Below are 19,125 nucleotides of genomic sequence, written 5' to 3'. Positions count from 1 at the left end.
TTTGTTGCGAACCATGTGATTATACGGTTTTTCCATACTGGTGCGTATGGATGAGGCAGCGTGCCAGGCGGGACAAGAAAAAGGCCACCGCAACGGGTGGCCTGGGAATGGATTGTGCTGGTCGCCGCAGGGCAGCGCGCGACGACGGCAGCGCGTCAGCGGTTGCCGTTGCCGCGCGGCGTGAACAGTGCGGGACGCTGCGCAGGCCGGCGGTTCTGGCCCTGACGCTCGCCATGGGCCGCCGCCTGGTCGCTGCGTCTGCCGCCGGCGTCGTTGCGCCGCGGCGGCGTGGCGCGATTGCCGTCGACGTCGGGACGGGGTGACGGGATGCGGTTGCCGTCGGCTTCCGGGCGGGTGGCGTTGCGCGGGGCGCGGTTGCCATCGACTTCGCGCTGCGGACTGCCTTGCGGGCGGTTGCCCGGGCGCGAGGGCGACGGCGCCTTCGCAGCGCCGGCGCGTTCGTTGCGGCCATTGCCGTCGGCGCGGCGCGGCTGGCCGCCGCGGCGCGGCAGCGGTTCGCGCTGGTGGTCGGCGTCGTGCGCCGCTTCCGCGCCCGCGCTGGGCACGAAATCGTCGGCGGTGGCGCGCGTGATGCGACGCTTGATCAGGCGTTCGATTGCGGCCAGCAGCTTGGCTTCTTCCGCATCGACGAGCGAGATCGCGTTGCCGTCGGCACCGGCTCGGCCGGTGCGGCCGATGCGGTGGACGTAGTCTTCCGGTACGTTGGGCAGCTCGAAGTTCACCACCTGCGGCAACTGGTCGATATCCAGGCCGCGCGCGGCGATGTCGGTGGCGACCAGCACCGGCAGCGAGCCATCCTTGAATTCGCTCAGCGCACGCGTGCGCGCTGCCTGGCTCTTGTTGCCGTGGATGGCGGCTGCAGGGATGTCGTGCTTGCTGAGGTATTCGGCGAGCTTGTTGGCGCCATGTTTGGTGCGCGTAAACACCAGCGCCTGGAACCACTGGTGCTTCTTGATCAGGTGCGCGAGCAGTTCGCGCTTCTGCTTCTGGCCGATCAGGTACACCGACTGCTCCACGCGTTCCGCGGTGGTGTTGCGCGGCGCCACTTCCACCGTGCGCGGCTGGTGCAGCAGGCCGCCGGCGAGCTCGCGGATCTCGTCCGAGAAGGTGGCGGAGAACAGCAGGTTCTGGCGTCTCTTCGGCAGCAGCGCGAGCACCTTTCGGATATCGCGGATGAAGCCCATGTCGAGCATGCGGTCGGCTTCATCGAGCACCAGGATCTCGACGCCGGACAGGTCAAGCGTTTTCTGGCCGACGTGGTCGAGCAGGCGGCCAGGCGTGGCGACCAGGATGTCGACGCGCTTCTTCAGCGCGGCGATCTGCGGATTGATATTGACGCCGCCGAACATCACCAGCGACGTGAGCGGCACGTGTTTGCCGTAGATCTGCACCGACTCCTCGACCTGCGCGGCGAGTTCGCGCGTCGGCGTCAGGATCAGGCAGCGTGGCCGTCCGGGCGGATGCGGGTGGGCATGGGTGGCGGCCAGCATGTGCAGCACCGGCAGGGTGAAGCCGGCGGTCTTGCCGGTGCCGGTTTGCGCCGCGGCGAGCAGGTCGCCGCCCGCGAGCACCTGCGGGATCGCCTGAGCCTGGATCGGGGTCGGTTGCGTGTAGCCGGCTTCGGCGATGGCGCGAAGCAGCGGCTCGGCCAGCCCGAGGCTGGCGAAAGTCGTGTCTGTGGTCATTGAATGTATTCTGCGGCGGCGCGCTGTCCATCCGAGGACGGCGCCGAACCGGGCACATGAGAGTCGTCCCGGGCGCAAAGGGGCCGGGCCCTGTTTCTGGAAGGTGCCGCATCGTTCAACAGAAAAGCGCGGCACACGGGCGACTATAGCGCAGACTAGGGGTTTTTGTGCGCTGCAGCGAAAGAAATGCAGCGATGCGGATTGAAACAGGAAGTTCTCACAAGGGTGCCTGTTTTAGGTAACTTGCCGCCTTGGGCTTGTTGGCTGCCTGTCGTCGGGCCCTTAATGTCGAAAGTTCGAAGGGATTTGAGCGGGAGTGGTGGCGACGTGACGCCTCAATCAAGAGTGTTCGAGCTTCGATCCCGCCTTGCGCGTCGCCTGGGCCTGCTCTCGGCGAGCGGCCTGGTGCTCCTGGCGGCCACGCTGCTGGCCATGCTGGTCGTCGTCTTCCACGCCATGGCCCAAAGCTGGGCGGCCGTGCTGAGGGGCGACCCGACGCATGCGGGCGCCTGGAGCCTGCTCGGCGTGAGCATGGCCTTGTGTGCGGTGCGCCTCGCCGGCGTTGTGCTGCATACCTCGCCCGGGCCTGGCGGCATCCGGCTTCCGCGGCAGGCGGCGGAGAGCTTCTACCAGGTGATCGATGACGTCGCCCAGCGTTTCGGCGTTGCGCCGGTGCGCAATGTCTGGATCAGCAGCGACATGAATGCACTGGTGCTGCAGCGCCCGGCATGGGGCTGGATCGGGCCCATCCGGACGCATTTGTTGATCGGCCTGCCGCTTGCACACAGCGTGTCGCCTGCACAACTGGACGCGGTGCTGGCGCATGAGTTTGCCCATCTTGCACGCCAGCGCTCGGGGATGGGCGCGCAGGGGGCACATCTGCGCGCGTGGTGGGCGCGCGTGCTGGACGAGGCGTTCGAGAACTTTCCGTGGGCGGCAGACTGGCTCGAACGCCAGGCCAACCCCTTTTATCGCGACATGCTGAGGCTGGCGCGAGTCGAGGAGTTCGAGGCCGATGCCTGTGCTGCGCAAGTGGTCGGCGCGTCGTTGCTGGGCGAGACGCTGGTCGAGATCGGCCTTAAGGCACGCTTCCTGGAACAGGATTACTGGCCGAGGGTGATGGCCCACAGCACGCAGTTCCCCAGCCCGTCCATCCGCCCCTACCGCGAGATGGGGCTGGGCGTGGCGGCGGGCTTCCTGCGCCGGGAATCGGTCGTGGAGGATCTGTCCCACTACGATGCGGGGGGCGGCAGCCTGCCACTGCATCCAACGCTGCACGAGCGACTGCGCGCGCTCGGGGCGCCCTTGCGAGCGGCCGCGAGCGACGAGACTTCCGCCGCCGTCGCTTACTTTGCGCCCCTGCTCTCGACCCTGTCCTGGGCGTTCGATCGCGCCTGGTGGGAGGAAACTCGCGAAGATTGGCAGCAGTGCTACCTGGACGCGCAGGACGATGATTGAAGCGGGCGGTCGCGGGCCGACGCGCGGCCCGGGTCAGGCGATGTCGTGCAGGGCGGCGCTCAGCCCCGTGCGCAGCCGTGTCCACGCCGCCTCGTCGGGCGGCAGGCCGAGGCGCAGGCTGGCCGGCGTGTCGAACAGCCGCACCAGGATGCCGCGGCGCGCCAGCGCCTCGTGAAGCGCTGCCGCGCGGGGGTGCGCAAACCATTTGAAGAGCGCCGGCCCTGATACGCTGCCGAGGCCCGCTTCCTGCAGCAGGGCGGCGAGCCGCGCGCCGTCGGCGGTCAGCTTGTGCCGCATGCGCTGCTGCCAGTCGCGGTCGGCCAGTGCGTGGCGCGCGGCGTGGCGTCCCGGCCCGCTGATCGCCCATGGCCCCAGCGCTTCCGCAAGCTGCAGCCGCAGCGCAGCCGGGGCCAGCACGAATCCGACGCGCGCGCCGGCAAGGCCGAAGAACTTTCCCAGCGAGCGCAGCACCACGAGGCCGGGGAGGCCTGCCTGCGCCGCGAGGCTGGCGCCCGGCTCGGCATCGATGAAGGCCTCATCCACGATCAGCCAGCCGCCGCGTCGCGCCAGGCGCGTGTGCCATTCGAGCAGGCTGTCGCGGGCGAAGTGCACGCCGCTGGGATTGTTGGGATTGACGAGCACGACCACGTCGCTGCGATCCACCGCAGCGTCGAGTCCGGCGGCGTCGCACTGGTGCACCGCGCGACCGCGCCACGCGTGTGCGTGTTCTGCGTAGCTGGGTGCGAGCAGGCTGACGCGTGCGCCGGGCAGCAGCGCAGGCAGTGCCTGGATTGCTGCCTGCGAGCCGGCGACGGGCAGCAGTTCGTGCGTGCCGAAATAGGCGGCGGCGATTTCCTGCAGGCCGTCGTCCTCTTCCGGCAGGCGCTGCCACACCTCAGCGGAAACAGGCGGAACCGGGTAGGCAACCGGGTTGATGCCGGTGGACAGGTCGAGCCAGTCGGCCAGCGGAATGCCATGGCGGGCTGCGGCGCGGCGCAAGCGACCGCCGTGCTCAAGCACCGGCGCTTCCCGCAAGCCCGGCGATGAGCGCGGGTGCGGCCAGCGCCAGCACCATTGCCGCACCCAGCCACAGCAGCACCCCGTGGCGGACGAGACGCACCGCGGCGCGGATCGAGGCAGCATCCGGCACCGCGCCTTCGCCCAGCGGCGGCCGTTGCTCGACGTGTCCGTGATAGAGGGCGGCGCCACCCAGCGACACACCCAGCGCGCCGGCGCCGGCAGCCATCACCGGCCCGGCGTTGGGGCTGTCCCACGCCGGCGCCTGGCGGCGCCAGCACGCCAGCGCAAGCCGGGTGCGACCCAGCAACGCGTAGGTGAGCGCCGTCAGGCGCGCGGGCAGCGCGTTCAGCACGTCGTCGATGCGTGCCGCCGCCCAGCCGAAGCGCAGGTAGCGTGGCGTGCGGTAGCCCCACATGGCGTCCAGCGTGTTCGCCAGACGGAACAGCAGCGCGCCGCAGCCGCCGGCAACGAGAAACCAGAAGAGCGCGCCGAACACTGCGTCGTTGCCGTTTTCCAGCACCGATTCGGTGCCGGCGCGCGCCACTCCGGTGGCGTCGAGCGCGGCGGTGTCGCGGCTCACGATCCAGCCCACGCGTTCGCGCGCGCGTTCCAGGTCGCCCGCGGCGAGTGGCGCGGCGATGGCCTCGGCGTGTTCGACGAGGCTGCGCCCGCCAAGGGCGAAGTACAGCAGCGCGACATCCACCGGCCAGTGCGCGAGCGGATGGGCCGCGCGCAGGGCGGCCGCCAGCGCGACCCAGGGCAGCACCGCCAGCGCCCAGGCGATCGCCCCGGCGGCGCGCTGTTCGGCGCGGCGCCGCACCGCGCGCTCCACCGCCGCGGCCCAGCGGCCGAAGCCCACCAGCGGATGCAGGCGTCGCGGCTCGCCGAACAGGCGGTCGGCGAGGAGCCCGGCGACGAGCTTGATGACGAGGAGGCTGAAGGCGGACATGGCAAGACGGTGTCGTGGAGGATTGGGGGCCGGCGAGCGGAGGGGGCGTTCGAAGCCCGCGGACTTCGCCCACGATCGGCGATAATCCGCTCCCCGAAACAGCGGTGCCGGATTTTACGCGATGTCCCAGGCTTTGACCTTGATGGTGCAGGGCACCACCTCCGATGCCGGCAAGAGCACGCTGGTGGCCGGCCTCGCCCGTGTGCTGCGGCGGCGCGGCCTGCGCACGGCGCCGTTCAAGCCACAGAACATGGCGCTCAACTCGGCGGTGACCGCCGACGGCGGCGAGATCGGCCGCGCGCAGGCGCTGCAGGCGCTGGCCGCCGGCGTGGCGCCGCACACCGACTTCAATCCGGTGCTGCTCAAGCCGTCGACCGACATCGGCGCGCAGGTGATCATCCACGGCCGTGCAGTGGCCAGCCTGTCGGCGCGCGACTATCACGCCTACAAGCCCACTGCGATGGCGGCGGTGATGCAGAGCTGGCAGCGGCTGGTCGGCGCCTACGACGCGGTGCTGGTCGAAGGCGCCGGCAGCCCGGCCGAGATCAACCTGCGCGACCGCGACATCGCCAACATGGGCTTCGCCGAAGCGGCCGACGTGCCGGTCGTGCTGGTGGCCGACATCGACCGTGGCGGCGTGTTCGCGCACCTGGTCGGCACCCTGGAACTGCTGTCCCCATCGGAGCAGGCGCGTGTGCGCGGCTTCGTCATCAATCGCTTCCGCGGCGACATCGGCCTGCTGCAGTCGGGCCTGGCTTGGCTGGAGGAGCGCACCGGGCGGCCGGTGTTCGGCGTGATGCCCTACCTGCACGGCTTGTTCCTTGACGCGGAGGATGCGCTGGCCGACAAGGCGGGGGATGTCGCCGCCGGCGAGGGCGCGCTGCGCGTGGTGGCACCGGTGTATCCGCGCATCTCCAATCACACCGATGTCGACGCCTTGCGCCTGCACCCGGCAGTGGACTTCCGCTGGATCGGCCCGGGCGAGGCGATTCCGCCGGCCGACCTCATCGTCCTGCCGGGCTCCAAGAGTGTGCAGGCGGACCTCGCGTGGCTGCGGGCGCAGGGCTGGGAGCCGGCGATCCACCGTCACCTGCGCTATGGCGGCAAGCTCATCGGCATCTGCGGCGGCTTCCAGATGCTGGGACGGGAGCTTGCCGATCCGCACGGCGTCGAGGGCGCGGCGGGGAGCATGGCGGGCCTGGGCTTGCTCGAAATGCGTACCGTGCTCGAACGCGACAAACGGCTCGACAACGTACGCGGCCGTCTCACCCTGGACGGCAGCCCCGCGGTGGCGGGCTACGAGATCCACATGGGTGTGTGCGAGGGGCCGGCGCTCGCGCGTCCGGCGCTCGAGCTGATGCGTTCCGATGGCGGCATGCGCGCCGACGGTGCGCGCTCGGCCGACGACCAGATTCTCGGCACCTACATGCATGGACTGTTCGACGCGCCAGCGGCGCTGGCTGCGCTGCTCGAATGGGCAGGAGGGCAGGCAGTCGCGACGGTGGATCTCGCGGCGCGCCGTGAGGCCGACCTCGACCGGCTGGCCGATGCGGTCGAGGCGCATGTCGACCTCGCTGCCCTGTTCGGCGGCGCGCTGCCGGTCTGAGCCACGCTGGCGCCCGGCTTGCCGCAGCCGCTCCCCGTGGGGGCCGCAGCGGTCCTGAACAAGATTGCTGCGCACGCCGGGTCGGCATGACTACAATTTGCCCATGAATCCCGAAGCCGAATCCGCGCACGGCGCCGAGTCTTCCCCGCTGGGCCGTCCAGTGGCCTACCGCGACACTTACGCGCCCGAACTCCTGTTCCCGATCGACCGCCAGCTCAAGCGCTCCGAACTGGGCCTGCGCGCCGACGCCTTGCCCTTCGTGGGCGAGGACCTGTGGAACGCCTACGAACTGTCCTGGCTCGACCCGCGCGGCAAGCCGGTGGTGGCGCTGGGCCAGTTCCGCGTGCCAGCCTCGACGCCGCGACTGGTGGAGTCCAAGTCGCTGAAGCTGTACCTGAACTCCTTCAACCAGCAGCGTTTTCCCTCGGTCGACGTGGTGCAGGAAACGATCGCGCGAGACCTGTCGGCCGCGGCCGGTGGCGCGGTGGCCGTCGACATCGTCCCGCTGCTGCAGCGACCCCGGCGCGCGGCGGCCTATCCGGACGGCTTCTGCCTCGATGCGCTGGAGATCGCGGTCGACACCTACCAGCCCGAGCCAGCCTTCCTGCGCGCTGCCGGCGGTGGTGCGGAAGTGCGCGAGACCCTCTATTCCCACCTGCTGAAGTCCAACTGCCTGGTCACCGGGCAGCCCGACTGGGGCATGCTGGTGGTGCGCTACCGCGGCCAGGCCATCGAGCGCGAGGGCTTGTTGCGCTACATCGTGTCCTTCCGCGGGCACAACGAGTTTCACGAGCAGTGCGTCGAGCGCGTGTTCTGCGACGTCCTCGCGCGGTGCCGGCCGGCGGAGCTTTCGGTGTGGGCGCGCTACACGCGGCGCGGCGGGCTCGACATCAACCCTTTCCGTGCGACGCACGCCGGACTGCATGGCGGCGAAGAGATCGAAGTGCGGCAATAGCGTCAGTGTCGGTCCGCGCGTCTGCGAGGGCCTTTTCGATGCGGGCGAGGTCGAGTCCTGGCGGGCGCTGGCGCGTGGTTTTGATGCATCTCAAATTGGTGTCCGACAGGCTCGCGCGCTTGCAAAAAAAAGATCATTCTGGCGGTATCCCCGCATAGGAAAATGCAGCGCGGTGGTTTAACATCCGTCGCAGTTTCAACCGCCCTACATCGATGAGGTAAGGACCATGAAAGTGTTCGTTGCTGCCGCGGTTGCCGCGGGTCTTCTCTCTGCTGCGCCGGCCTTCGCCAACGCCGACCTCGCCAAGGCCAAGAACTGCCTTGCCTGTCACGCCGTCGACAAGAAGCTGGTCGGTCCCGCCTACAAGGACGTGGCCGCCAAGTACGCCGGCCAGAAGGACGCGGCCGCGATGCTTGCGACCAAGATCCAGAAGGGTGGCGTGGGTGCATGGGGCCAGGTGCCGATGCCTCCCAACCCGCAGGTGAATGACGCCGAGGCCAAGCAGTTGGTCGAGTGGATCCTGGCGCAGAAGTGATGCCTTACCAAAGCCTGTTCCGGTCATGCCGGAACAGGCCTGCTGCAAGCTGACAGGAGGGCCGACATCTTGCGATGTCGGCCCTCCTTACGTGCGCCTGTCGCTTTGCCTTCCTGTTTCTGCCGCCTTCGTCGCCTGTCTGCGCGCGCGGTCGGGCAGGCTCTCAGTGCAGGTGCGTTTGCGCTGAGCGGGGTTGCACCGGGTAGGTGTGCATGGATGGGGCCGGCGCCTGCCTCAGCCATGCTTCGGCCTCGCCGGCACTGGCCGGCCGTGCGAACAGGTAGCCCTGCATGACATCGCAGCCCAGCGCCTTCAAGGCGTCCGCCTGTTCCGGCCGTTCGACGCCCTCGGCGATGATCTGCAGGTTGAAGCCGCGGGCGATGCCGGTGATGGCCGAGATGATGGGATTGGTCATCGTCACGTCCAGCTCACGCACGAAGCTGCGGTCGATCTTCAGTGTGCTGACCGGAAACTTCTGCAGGTAGGCAAGCGCCGAGTATCCAGTGCCGAAGTCGTCGATCGCCACGCCGATGCCGGCTTCGCGCAATTGCCGCACCTTGATCGCGACGCCGGCGCTGTCGTTCATCATCATGCTTTCGGTGATCTCGAGCTCGATCTGGCTTGCGGGCACGTCATGCTGTGTCAGGCAGGTCACGATGGAGCTCACGATGTCGCGGTGGCCGAAATCGTGCGGCGACAGGTTGATGGACAGCCTGACGTCCCGATGTCCCGCCTGGCGCCAACGGGCGAGCTGGGCGCAGGAGGTGTCGAGTACCCAGCGGCTGATCTGGCCGATGAGGCCGACCTCTTCCGCCACCGGGATGAAAGTCGCCGGCGGAACCTGGCCGAGCTGCGGATGATTCCAGCGCAGCAGTGCTTCCATGCCGATCACCTTGCCCTGCGACAGACTGATCTGCGGCTGGTAGAACAGCTCCAGCTCGTTGCGCTCGAGCGCCTGGTGCAGGTCGTTCTCGAGGGCGATGCGCTCGCGGTGATGCGTGTTGAGCTTGGGGTCGAAGAAGCGGAAGGCATTCTTGCCCGAGCGCTTGACCTGGTACATCGCGATATCGGCGTGGCGCGTCAGGTCCTCGGCCGTGCTGCCGTCGCGCGGGAACAGGGCGATGCCGATGCTGACCGTCGCGCGAAAATCCCCCTGGCTGAGTTTGATCGGTTCGCTGAGGGTGGTGACGATCTTGCGTGCGATGGTCTCCGCGTCCTCGGGCTGGTTGATGTCCGGCAGCAGCACGGTGAATTCGTCGCCGCCCAGGCGTGCCAGCGTGTCGCCGCGCCGCAGGGTGGACGACAGGCGCGAGGCGATGGCGCGTAGCAGCAGATCGCCCTCGGCATGGCCATAGGTGTCGTTGACGAGCTTGAAGCGGTCGACGTCGACGAACATCACGGCCAGCGCGCCGGTGCGCCGTTGCGCCTGGGTGATGGCCAGTTCGAGCCGGTCCTTGAACAGCACGCGGTTGGGCAGGTGGGTGAGCTGGTCGTGGTAGGCCTGGAACGAGATGATTTCCTCGGCGCGCTTGCGTTCCGAGATGTCGCGCGCCACGCCATACAGGCCGACGACGCGGCGCTCGCCCTGCTGGCTGAGCATCGGGATGCCGGTGAGCGACACGGTGAGGCTGTCGGGTTCGACCGGCGCGAGTTCGCCGCGGTTGCGACGCAGGCGCAGCTCCACGTTGAAGCTCTCTCCCGGCATCGTGCTCGGCAGGCTCAGCAGGCTGCAGATACGGTCCACATCCTCGGGCATCACCAGTGTGGTGAAGGGGCGACGGATCAGCGTTCCACGCTCGAAGCCGAGCAACTGCTTCACCCGGGGGTTGATGTAGCTGAAGCGCCCCTCTGCATCGAGCGTGAAAATGAGGTCGGGCGAACTCTCCACCAGGTAACGATGCAGCCTCTCCGAGGCCTTCAGGCGCTGCTCCATCGCGCGGTTGACCTTTTCGAGCGCCGCCTTGTGCAGGGCACTCTCGACGGCGCGCTGCAGTTGCGCGATGTGGTATGGCTTGCGCACGTAGTCGTCGGCGCCGCGGCGCAGTGCGCCGATCACCGAGTCGACGTCATTCTCGCCGCTGATGATGATCACGACTTCTTCGCGCGAGTGTTCGACCAGCCAGTCGAGCACCGCGAGGCCGGTGCCGTCGGGAAGCCGGTTGTCCAGCAGGATGAGGTCGTACGCCCGGCTCGAGAGAGACTCGATGCCATCCGCCACCGTGCCGCAGGCATCGAAGTTGCGCCCGGGCTTTGCCAGCACTTGAGTGAAGGTCGCACGCAACGAAGCATCGTCGTCGACAATCAGGATGCGTACCGCAGGCTCCTGGTGCGCGGGGGGGCTGCCGGACATGGCGTTGAAGGGTTGTTCACCCGGGATGACCATCACTCCGCGCTCGCTTGGTTTCAAGATCGTGATTCTGTTACATGATGCAACACTGCGCCGGATTGATCCAGCGGCACGAGGATCTGGAAGCTGGTGCCGATGCCCGGCTGGCTGCGGCACATGATGGAAGCTTTCGATTGCGCGAGGATGTCGCGCACCACGCTCAGGCCCAGTCCCTGATGCCCGCCGCCCTTGGAACTGGGCCTGGGCGAAAACAGATCGGCGAGTCGATCTGCGGGCAGGCCTGGCCCATTGTCCGCGACGCGGATCTCGACCTGGGCGCGGCCGTCAAGGATCACCGTGCCCATCACCGACACCGTGACGCGCCTGCCCGGCTGCAGCGCCTCGGAGGCGTTGCGCAGCAAGTTCAGCAGCACCTGCTTGAGGGCCGAGGCCGGTATCGCGGCATCGGGCACATTGCGCGCGGCGCGCAACTCGAAGCCGATGCCGTGCTGTGCGAACAGCGCCTCCCCATACACCGCCCGCATCTCGAGCAGCAATTCGGTGACGCGGCAGCTCGGTGCCTCGGCGGACTCGACCGGCAGATCGGAGGCGCGGCGCAGCAGGTTGTCGATGCGGTCCAGTTCGGCGTTTAGCAGCAGCATCTCGTCCTGCAGCGGAGTGTCGTCCGCACGTTGCTGTCCGAGCAGTTCAAGCCGGTTCTTGACCACGGTGAGCGGATTCGTCGCCTCGTGCGCGATCTTGCGCACATGTTCGCGGAAGCGCTGCTGCAGCGCCGCCTCGCGTGTGGCGGCGTCATTCTCGCGGCGCTGCGCGGCCCGAATCGCGCGCGCGCCCGCACCCAGCAGCGCGGCGGACAGGCCGCGCAGACGCGCGCCGCTGCGTGCGGCGGCGCCCGGCAGCACGGCGATCGCGGTGTGGCCTGCGGCGGGCAGCGGCAGGCAGGTGAAGGCCTGCTGCCCGAGCCAGCGCGCGACATGCCAATCCGTCATGCTGCGGTGCGGCCGGGCGCCGGCCCAGTCGTGCGTGGTGAGCTCGCCCGAGCGTGCAGCCATGGCAATGCAACTGCGCTCGTCGTCAAGTGACAGGTCGAGCTCGTCGATCAGCGTCGACGTGCCGTTGCGTGCAGCAGGCAGCAGCGAGCGGAGCCTGCCGGCGTCGTCGGCGGCGAGCAGGATGGGCTCGGCGGCAATGCCGAAGAAGGCTGCGCCGATGGCGAGCCGATCGGCGACCCCCGCGGCCTCCAGGTCCGCAAAGGCGGCATTGAGCAGCCCGCTGATGGCCGCCTCGCGGAAGGGGTTGTCCGCGGCGATGGCCAGCGCAGCTTCGCCGCCGGGGGGCGGCGGATACACGGCGTGGCCCGACACGATGTAGGCGACGTCGGTGCGCAGGCTGACGATGCTGGCGCTGCCGAGTCCGGTCAGTGCGGCGACCTCGGTGGTGCGAGCTTGCCAGTCGTCCGCGGCGAGCAGCCGTGCCGCATGCAGCACGCGGACGAGTGGATGGGCGCCGCGCAACTGCTCGCTGAGGAGGGTGCCGAGCGCAAGCGCATCGCACAGTGCTTCGGACAGCCCGCAGGCGCGGACGATGCGGGTGAATTCCGGGCGCTGATCGGGATCCTTCGGGGGGGTATCGCCGCTGCCGCCCCGCGTGTCGAGACTGCTCGCCAACTCGGCCAGATGCTGCCACAAACCGCCTAGATAGGCCTCGTCGGGGCGCGGGTAGCGGGTTTCCAGCGCAAGGTGCAGCGCGCATTCGCCGCGCAGCAGTGCGAGGCTGTCGCCGCCGGCGACGGCCGGTGCGTGTACCGCGCCGAGCAGCCACGCGCGCAGCAGGTCGGGCCCGAGGCGTTCGAGCCGTCGTCTCAGCACGGCATTGAGTCCTTCGTCGAGCTCGCCGTTGGCCAGCGGCGACGCGCTCAGCAGCGCAAGGCACAGCACCGGGTCGCGCGCCGCCACCAGCGCGACTTCGGGCCAGTTCGGCGAGCTGGCCGCGAGCAGACGCAGGACGGTGGCGCAACCGTCGGGCATCGGCGACGCGTCGAGCGCGCTGAAAGCGACAGGGACCATGAGTGGCGGACGGTGCAGGAGAGGAGGGCGTCACGGCGCGAAGGCCGGGACCATGATTTTAGTGGGAGGTCGGGATCCCGCCCGTGAATGACTGCGCAGCGCTGCGCGCCCAGCTCTCAGGCCTGCAGGCTGTCGGCGAAGCCCAGCGCCACCAGTTGCGCGCGGTTGATTTTATCAAGCGGAAGATGCAGCTCCTGGCTCGCCTTGGCCAGCGCGCTGCCGTCGAAGTTCTCGCACAACTGCGCCAGCTTCAGAAAGGGGGCGAATTCGCCCTGCTGGTGAAGCAGCGCCTCGGTGACGTTGCTCGGCAGGCTCATCTCGTCGAGCAGGTTCTGCATCGAGGTGCCCAGCAGCAGGCTGAGCAGCGAGAAAGCGCCGGTGATGAAGAGGTTGTCGCGTTCCGACTTGTCGAAGAAGTCGCTGCCGACCTCCTCCATGAAGCGTCCGCGCGTGATCGCCGTCTGCATCATCGCCGGTGCGCTGGGGTCGCGGCTGGCGGTCACCAGCAGCAGCGACAGCCATTTGTTCAGGTTGTCGTAGCCGAGGATGCTGACGGCGTGGCGGAAGGACTGAATCTCGCACATCAGGCCGAAGCCGGCGGAGTTGATGTAGCGCAGCAGCTTGTAGGAGAGGGCGACGTCCTGCTTGAGCACGGCCTCGATGTCGCGGATCTCGCCATTGTTGCGCACCAGGTTGAGCAGCCGCACGATCTGCGCGTGCCCTGGCGAGAGCGCCTTGGAGGGCGGATTGCCGTGCAGGAAGAACCAGCCCGAGGCACCGGCATAGCCCGCAGCCACTGCGTCGCGGAAAGCGCCGACGTCGCTCAGCCCCCAGGCCATCGGCAGGCCAGGCGCGTCGCCGGGTGCGGCCTGGCGGCGCGCATCCATCAGCACAAAGCGCCAGTCGATGCCCGCCGGCAGCGCGCTGCCGGGCACATACCAGGTGAGACAGACGCTGGTGCCGGCCTCCTGCAGCGCAGGCAGCAGGGCCTGGGTCTGGGGGTGGGCGAGGGCCTGCACCGGGATCTCGAGCAGGGTGTTCTCGGGCACCTTCCAGGCCAGCAGGTCGGGCGTGGGAATCAGGCGCGCGAGGCTCACGAACACCGGATGCTGCTTCGGCCAGATGTCGGCGATTCCGTTCAGCGTGTCCGCCACGGCGGCCAGGTTGAGGCCGTGTGCGATCAGGCGGTTGGCGGTGATTGCGCGGTTCTTGTTGACCACGGGCTCGCGGGTCAGCAGGGCGGCCTGGTTCATGTGGGTCTCGTATCGGGCTCAGTTGGCCGGCGTGGCGAAGGTGAAGGCGTCGGCGAAGAAATGCTCTTCCGACAGGCCGCGGGTGCCGATGAAGCTGCTGCGCGCGGCGTCGATCATTGCCGGAGCGCCGCAGGCATACACCTCGTGGCCCGACAGGTCGGCGAAATCGTCCAGCACCGCCTGATGCACCAGCCCGGTGCGGCCGTCCCAGGCATCACCGGGCTGTGCGTCTGACAGCACCGGGATGTAGGTGAAGCCGGGGATCGTCGTCTGCCAGGCGCGGGCGAGCTCGTCCAGGTACAGCCCCGCGCGGTTGCGCGATCCCCAGTACAGGGTCAGCGGGCGCGTGGTGCCGGTGTGTGCCGCATGCTCGACGATGGCCTTGATCGGCGCGAAGCCGGTGCCGCCCGCCACCAGCACCACCGGCCGCGTCGAATCCTCGCGCAGCCAGAAACCGCCAAGCGGCCCTTCGAAGCGCAGGATGTCCTTCTCCTTCATGGTCTCGAACACCTGACCGGTGAAGCGGCCGCCGTCGATGCGGCGCAGGTGGAGTTCGACATGGCCGGCGTCGTGCGGCGCGTTGGCAATCGAGAAACTGCGGCGCTGGCCATCGGCCAGCAGGATGTCGATGTACTGGCCGGCGCGGAACTGGAAGGCTTCGCTGGCCGGCAGCCTGAGGTCGAGCAGCATGACGTCGGGGGCAAGCCGCTGCAGCTTCTGCACCCGGCACGGCAGTTTCTTCACCGGGATGTCGCCGGCGCGGGTCACCGTGCGCGCCTGCAGCGTCAGGTCGGAACGCGGCTGCGCGCAGCAGAACAGCGCATAGCCCGCCTCGCGCTCTTCCTGCGTCAGCGTGCCCTCGGTGAGCTTGCCGTGATCGATCTCGCCCGCCAGCACCTTGCCCTTGCACGCGCCGCAGGCGCCGTCGCGACAACTGTGGGGCAGCAGCAGGCCGGCGTTGAGCGCGGCGTCGAGGATGGTTTCGTCCGCATTGGCGCGGAAGTGGTGATTGCCGGGCTGGAGTGAAATCTCGTACGACATGGGGCGTGAGATAATTTGCAAATGAAACGGATTCTGATCATCGGCAGCGGCGACGTCGCCGCTCGCGCGCTGCCCTGGCTGACGCGGCGCTTCAAGGTGTTCGCCCTGGTGCGTCGCGCCGAGCATGCCGACGCGCTGCGCTCGGCAGGCGCGGTGCCCATCGTCGGGGACCTTGACGACCGGCGCAGCCTCAAGCGTCTCGCCGGCCTTGCCGACGCCGTGCTGCACTTCGCGCCACCGCCCGCCCAGGGGGAAGGCGATCCGCGCACCCGGGCCCTGCTGGCCGCGCTTGGAACGGCCGGAAGTCTACCACAGGCCCTGATATACATAAGTACGACAGGGGTTTACGGCGACTGCGGCGGGCAGTGGGTGGATGAGACTCGGCCCTGCCGTCCGCAAAGCGCGCGCGCGCGGCGGCGTGTGGCGGCAGAGCGTCTGCTGCGGGCGTTCGGGCGACGCAGTGGCGTGCGGGTCGGGCTGCTGCGCGCGCCCGGCATCTACGCTGCCGAGCGGCTGCCGCTGGAGCGCCTGCAGCGTGGCGATCCGGTGCTCGCAGCGGAGGACGACGTTGCTACCAACCACATCCACGCCGACGACCTCGCGCGCCTGGCCTGTGCCGCGCTGTTCCGCGCGCGTGGCGGCCGGGTGTGGAACGCCGTCGATGACAGTTGCCTGAAGATGGGTGACTATTTCGACCTCGTCGCCGACGCCTTCGCCCTGCCGCGGCCACCTCGCCTTGCCCGCACGCAGATCGCGGACCACCTGTCGCCCATGACCTTGTCCTTCATGGCGGAGTCGCGCCGTCTCGACAACCGGCGCATGAAGCGGGAACTTCGTGTTGCATTGCAATATCCGACGGTGGCCGACGGCATCCGCGCGGCGCTGCAGCGGCGGGTCACCGCCTAGGCGGTGCGCACGATCTCCAGGTTTTCATCTGACAGGAGCTTCAAGCCCATGCTGGTCCTCAAGTCGCTGCACATCATCTTCGTCGTGAGCTGGTTCGCCGGCCTGTTCTACCTGCCGCGCATCTTCGTCAACCACGCGATGGTGACCGATGCCGCGACCATCGAGCGGCTCGGGATGATGGAGCGCAAGCTGTATCGGTTCGTCACGCCGATCGGCATCCTTGCCGTCGTGCTCGGCCTGTGGCTGTGGTTCGGCTACGGCTTTGCCGGCGGCTGGCTGCACGCCAAGACGGCGCTGGTCGTATTGCTGATCATCTACCATCTCTACTGCGGCAAGCTGATGCGCGACTTTGCCGCCGGCCGCAACAGCAGGAGCCACGTGTGGTATCGCGTGTTCAACGAGATTCCGGTGGTGGTGTTGTTCGTCGTGGTGTTCCTGGTGGTGCTCAAGCCTTTCTGAGCGCCTTCCCGTTCGGGCCGCCGCGCGCCAGTTGCGATGGCGTGCCCTGCAACCAGCGGCGGATTTCGGCTGCAGGCATCGGTTCGGCGAAATAGAAGCCCTGCGCGACGTCGCATTCGTAGCTGGCGAGGAATTCGAGTTGCTCGGCGGTCTCAACGCCTTCGGCAACCACCTTCATCTCCAGTCCGTGAGCCAGGGCGATGGTGCCGCGCACGATGGCGGCGTCGTCACCGCCGCTGGCGATCTCGCTGACGAAGCTGCGGTCGATCTTGAGTTCCGAGATCGGAAAGCGCTTCAGGTAGGACAGCGAAGAATATCCGGTGCCGAAGTCGTCTACCGCGACGCCGACGCCGATGCGGTTCACGCTGTCGAGCAGGGTGGCGACGAAGTCCACGTTGTGCATCGCGGTGGATTCGGTCAGCTCGAGCTTCAGCAGCGCCGGGTCGATCGCGCTCCCGGTCAGCGCGCTGCGTATGACGTCCACCACGCTCATGTCCGAGCACTGGCGCGCCGACACGTTGACCGCCACCGGCACCGGGCGCAGGCCCTCCGCCGACCAGCGGGCGATCTGCGCCGTCGCCTCGTGCAGCGCCCATTCGCCGATGGCACGGATCACGCCGCATTCCTCGGCAGCGGGGATGAAGATGCCGGGGCCGATGAGGCCGGAGCCCGGCTTGCGCCAGCGGATGAGCGACTCCATGCCGATCAGGCGATCGGCGAGGATATCCACTTGCGGCTGGTAGAACAGCTCGAATTCTTGATTGGCCAGCGCGTGGCGCAGTGCACCTTCCATCTTCAGGCGGTCGCGCGACCAGGTGTTCATGTCCGCGGCGTAGAAGGTGAAGCTGCCACCGCCTTCGAGCTTGCCACGGTACATGGCCTTGTCGGCCATCGACAGCAGCGTCTCGGCGTCCTCGCTGTCCAGCGGGCCGATGGCGATGCCGATGCTGCAGGACGGGATCAGGCTGGTGCTTTCGTCGGTCTCGACCTCATGGTCGAGCAGTTCGATGATCTTGCCGGCGACGGTGGCCACCGCATTGCGGTCCGTGACATTGTCCAGCAGCACGATGAACTCGTCACCGCCCCAGCGCGACACTGTGTCCCCGCTGCGTATTGCCGCGCTCAGGCGTTGGGCGACGATCTTCAGTACGTGGTCGCCCCACTGGTGGCCCAGGCTGTCGTTGATGCGCTTGAAGCGGTCGAGGTCGACGAACAGCAAGGCGACCAGGCTGCCCTTGCGTTTGGCCTGCGTCAGCGCCTGGCGCACGCGATCGAGCAGCAGGGTGCGGTTGGGCAGGCCGGTCAGGGGGTCGTGGGTCGCTTCGTGCAGCAGGCGCGCGGTGAACGCGATCGATTCGGTGACGTCGTTGAAGGCCAGCACGGCCCCGTCCTTGCCGCTCCCAATCGGGGCGAGGGTAAGGCGCAGCGCGCAGGGATCGCCATCGGCCGAGCGCCAGGTGACCGGTTCGGACAGGCGGACCGCCTGCTGGCCCTGCAGGCAGCTTTGCAGAAGCCGGTCGATTTCGTTCCCATCGCTGCAGAATTGCGCGAGAAACGGGGCGACGGCCTGCCCCCTGACGCGGGCGAGGGGCGTTCCAGTCAGCTTTTCCGCCACCTCGTTGATCAACACGATGCGACGGTCGGCATCCACCGTGATCACGGCGTCGGTGATCGAGCGCAGCGTGGCGTCGGCGCCCAGGCGGGAACGCTGCAGCGAACCGCGCGTGTGCCTCAGGAACAGTGCCAGCCAGAGCGCGTAGCCGAGGACGAAGCCCCCCAGCGCGGCGGAGGGGCCGATCCACACATGGGCGAAGTGCAGCACGATGCCGCTGGCGAGCAGCGGCAGCAGCAGGAAGGCGACGCCGGCGATGACGCCAGCGATCCCGATCAGCGGATAGGACAGCAGCGGCAGCGCGACGATCATCAGCGTGAAGGCCGCGGCGGTGGTCGGCGACGCGCTGCGGTACACCTGTCCGTTGCGTGCAGCCTCGAAGGCGCGCGCATGGAATTCCACCGCGGGCATCGGCGATGCGTTCTGCGAGCCGGGTGTGGCGAGCCCTGCCGCTAGCCCGGCAGCCGTCGCGCCGATGAACACCGCCTTGCCCCGCAGGCTGTCGGCAAGCTGGGCGTCGCGCAGGATGGCGAGCGCCGAGTAAGTCGGCGGGCGCAGGCCGCGGTCGGGGAAGGGGAGCAGCATTTCACCGCTGCGCACCCATAGCCCGGCCGCGTCCGCGCCCGGGGTGACTGCCGCACCAGACGTCCCGCCGGCGCCCGGCCGTGCGAGGTGCAACACCGCGAGCGACAGCGCGGGCCAGGCCGGCGTAGCGGTGCCGGCATGTTCGAAAGTGCGTCGCGCGAGGGAGTCGAGGTCGAGCTCGACATCGACATGACCGATCGCGGCAGCCCTCTCGGCCAACGAGCCGGTCGGCAGCAGGTCGCGCAAGCCGCGTCCACCGGGCAGCGCGCCGGGTGCGGTCGCCAGCGCAACGTTTCCGGCGCGGACCATGGCCGCTGCCAGCTCGGCGTCACCCTCGGCATTTTCCGGGAAGAGGAGGTCCATGCCGATTGCGGCGACGCCGGCGTCGGTCAGTCGATCGAGCACTGCGGCGTGCAGTTCGCGGCTCCAGGGCCAGCGCCCCAGCCCTGCGAGGCTGGTTTCGTCGATCGCGACGATGGCCGACTGCGGCGGCGATCCGGGGCGCCGCGCCAGCGGCTCGAGGGCGTCGTAGATCAGCAGGTCTCCTCGCTGCAGCGCCACGGGCTGAAGCAGGGCGGCGAGGGCGGCGAGCAGCGCGCCAATCATCCAGGCGCCGCGCCGGACCAT

14 protein-coding genes are annotated in these 19,125 nt (G+C 68.7%); 6 read left to right on the top strand and 8 right to left on the bottom strand.

Going from position 1 to position 19,125, the window contains the following annotated elements; all coding sequences use genetic code 11:
* Window positions 1-155 precede the first annotated feature (155 nt).
* Window positions 156-1,706: a DEAD/DEAH box helicase gene (locus tag GH664_RS11150; RefSeq protein ID WP_153168141.1), complete on the bottom strand. Its 1,551-nt coding sequence runs from the start codon at window positions 1,704-1,706 to the stop codon at window positions 156-158.
* Window positions 1,707-2,033: 327 nt separating this feature from the next.
* Here GH664_RS11150 and GH664_RS11145 point away from each other — a divergent pair, with 327 nt between their 5' ends.
* A complete protein-coding gene (locus tag GH664_RS11145) occupies window positions 2,034-3,164 on the top strand; it encodes a M48 family metallopeptidase (RefSeq protein WP_228111474.1) in 1,131 nt (376 codons plus the stop codon).
* A 33-nt stretch (window positions 3,165-3,197) separates the two neighbouring features.
* Here GH664_RS11145 and cobD read toward each other — a convergent pair whose 3' ends face one another.
* Together cobD and cbiB are read right to left on the bottom strand one after the other, a co-directional pair.
* Window positions 3,198-4,184: a threonine-phosphate decarboxylase CobD gene (gene cobD, locus GH664_RS11140; protein WP_153168139.1), complete on the bottom strand. Its 987-nt coding sequence runs from the start codon at window positions 4,182-4,184 to the stop codon at window positions 3,198-3,200.
* Entirely contained in the window at window positions 4,177-5,133 is a 957-nt protein-coding gene (cbiB, locus tag GH664_RS11135; protein WP_153168138.1) for an adenosylcobinamide-phosphate synthase CbiB, read from the bottom strand. The genes cobD and cbiB overlap by 8 nt, the downstream gene beginning before the upstream one ends.
* 121 nt (window positions 5,134-5,254) lie before the next feature.
* On the opposite strand from cbiB, the gene GH664_RS11130 reads away from it, so the two are divergent.
* The 3 genes from GH664_RS11130 (at window position 5,255) to GH664_RS11120 (ending at window position 8,229) form a co-directional block, all read left to right on the top strand.
* Window positions 5,255-6,739 (top strand): cobyric acid synthase, encoded by a 1,485-nt coding sequence (locus GH664_RS11130; RefSeq protein ID WP_153168137.1) that lies wholly within the window; start codon window positions 5,255-5,257, stop codon window positions 6,737-6,739.
* Window positions 6,740-6,842: 103 nt separating this feature from the next.
* A complete protein-coding gene (gene queF / locus GH664_RS11125; protein WP_153168136.1) occupies window positions 6,843-7,694 on the top strand; it encodes an NADPH-dependent 7-cyano-7-deazaguanine reductase QueF in 852 nt (283 codons plus the stop codon).
* A 226-nt stretch (window positions 7,695-7,920) separates the two neighbouring features.
* The gene (locus tag GH664_RS11120; protein WP_153168135.1) at window positions 7,921-8,229 is read left to right on the top strand and encodes a c-type cytochrome; all 309 of its coding nucleotides are present in this window, start codon (window positions 7,921-7,923) and stop codon (window positions 8,227-8,229) included.
* Between the two features lie 163 nt (window positions 8,230-8,392).
* On the opposite strand, the gene GH664_RS11115 is transcribed toward GH664_RS11120, so the two are convergent.
* The 4 genes from GH664_RS11115 to GH664_RS11100 all read right to left on the bottom strand — a co-directional run bounded on the left by GH664_RS11115 (window position 8,393) and on the right by GH664_RS11100 (window position 14,936).
* Window positions 8,393-10,579 carry a bifunctional diguanylate cyclase/phosphodiesterase gene (locus GH664_RS11115; RefSeq protein WP_228111479.1) on the bottom strand — a complete coding sequence of 729 codons (2,187 nt, stop codon included), beginning with the start codon at window positions 10,577-10,579 and terminating at the stop codon, window positions 8,393-8,395.
* A gap of 53 nt (window positions 10,580-10,632) precedes the next feature.
* Complete coding sequence (locus GH664_RS11110) at window positions 10,633-12,642, bottom strand: HAMP domain-containing sensor histidine kinase (protein ID WP_153168134.1); 2,010 nt, start codon at window positions 12,640-12,642, stop codon at window positions 10,633-10,635.
* A 116-nt stretch (window positions 12,643-12,758) separates the two neighbouring features.
* Window positions 12,759-13,895, bottom strand: a complete 1,137-nt coding sequence (locus GH664_RS11105) for an EAL and HDOD domain-containing protein (RefSeq protein WP_153168133.1) — start codon at window positions 13,893-13,895, stop codon at window positions 12,759-12,761.
* 18 nt (window positions 13,896-13,913) lie between these two features.
* A complete protein-coding gene (locus GH664_RS11100; protein WP_153168132.1) occupies window positions 13,914-14,936 on the bottom strand; it encodes a CDP-6-deoxy-delta-3,4-glucoseen reductase in 1,023 nt (340 codons plus the stop codon).
* 21 nt (window positions 14,937-14,957) lie between these two features.
* Here GH664_RS11100 and GH664_RS11095 point away from each other — a divergent pair, with 21 nt between their 5' ends.
* Window positions 14,958-15,842: an NAD(P)H-binding protein gene (locus GH664_RS11095; protein WP_153168131.1), complete on the top strand. Its 885-nt coding sequence runs from the start codon at window positions 14,958-14,960 to the stop codon at window positions 15,840-15,842.
* 48 nt (window positions 15,843-15,890) lie between these two features.
* Window positions 15,891-16,301: a CopD family protein gene (locus GH664_RS11090; RefSeq protein WP_153168130.1), complete on the top strand. Its 411-nt coding sequence runs from the start codon at window positions 15,891-15,893 to the stop codon at window positions 16,299-16,301.
* Here the strand turns inward: GH664_RS11090 and GH664_RS11085 are convergent.
* The gene (locus GH664_RS11085) at window positions 16,288-19,104 is read right to left on the bottom strand and encodes an EAL domain-containing protein (protein ID WP_228111473.1); all 2,817 of its coding nucleotides are present in this window, start codon (window positions 19,102-19,104) and stop codon (window positions 16,288-16,290) included. The two genes, GH664_RS11090 and GH664_RS11085, sit on opposite strands and share 14 nt — an antisense overlap.
* Window positions 19,105-19,125: the final 21 nt, after the last annotated feature.

It is taken from the genome of Thauera sp. 2A1 (genome assembly GCF_009469595.2).
GTDB lineage: Bacteria > Pseudomonadota > Gammaproteobacteria > Burkholderiales > Rhodocyclaceae > Thauera.
Note: the sequence above shows the minus strand (reverse complement) of the source record. Positions and strands in the feature narration are given on the sequence as shown.

What these genes read in the sequence shown, in the direction of transcription:
- GH664_RS11150 (WP_153168141.1), bottom strand. Translation starts at nt 1,706, where the DNA reads ATGACCACAGACACGACTTTCGCCAGCCTCGGGCTGGCCGAGCCGCTG.
- cbiB (WP_153168138.1), bottom strand. Translation starts at nt 5,133, where the DNA reads ATGTCCGCCTTCAGCCTCCTCGTCATCAAGCTCGTCGCCGGGCTCCTC.
- GH664_RS11130 (WP_153168137.1), top strand. Translation starts at nt 5,255, where the DNA reads ATGTCCCAGGCTTTGACCTTGATGGTGCAGGGCACCACCTCCGATGCC.
- queF (WP_153168136.1), top strand. Translation starts at nt 6,843, where the DNA reads ATGAATCCCGAAGCCGAATCCGCGCACGGCGCCGAGTCTTCCCCGCTG.
- GH664_RS11120 (WP_153168135.1), top strand. Translation starts at nt 7,921, where the DNA reads ATGAAAGTGTTCGTTGCTGCCGCGGTTGCCGCGGGTCTTCTCTCTGCT.
- GH664_RS11115 (WP_228111479.1), bottom strand. Translation starts at nt 10,579, where the DNA reads ATGTCCGGCAGCCCCCCCGCGCACCAGGAGCCTGCGGTACGCATCCTG.
- GH664_RS11110 (WP_153168134.1), bottom strand. Translation starts at nt 12,642, where the DNA reads ATGGTCCCTGTCGCTTTCAGCGCGCTCGACGCGTCGCCGATGCCCGAC.
- GH664_RS11105 (WP_153168133.1), bottom strand. Translation starts at nt 13,895, where the DNA reads ATGAACCAGGCCGCCCTGCTGACCCGCGAGCCCGTGGTCAACAAGAAC.
- GH664_RS11100 (WP_153168132.1), bottom strand. Translation starts at nt 14,936, where the DNA reads ATGTCGTACGAGATTTCACTCCAGCCCGGCAATCACCACTTCCGCGCC.
- GH664_RS11095 (WP_153168131.1), top strand. Translation starts at nt 14,958, where the DNA reads ATGAAACGGATTCTGATCATCGGCAGCGGCGACGTCGCCGCTCGCGCG.
- GH664_RS11090 (WP_153168130.1), top strand. Translation starts at nt 15,891, where the DNA reads ATGCTGGTCCTCAAGTCGCTGCACATCATCTTCGTCGTGAGCTGGTTC.
- GH664_RS11085 (WP_228111473.1), bottom strand. Translation starts at nt 19,104, where the DNA reads ATGATTGGCGCGCTGCTCGCCGCCCTCGCCGCCCTGCTTCAGCCCGTG.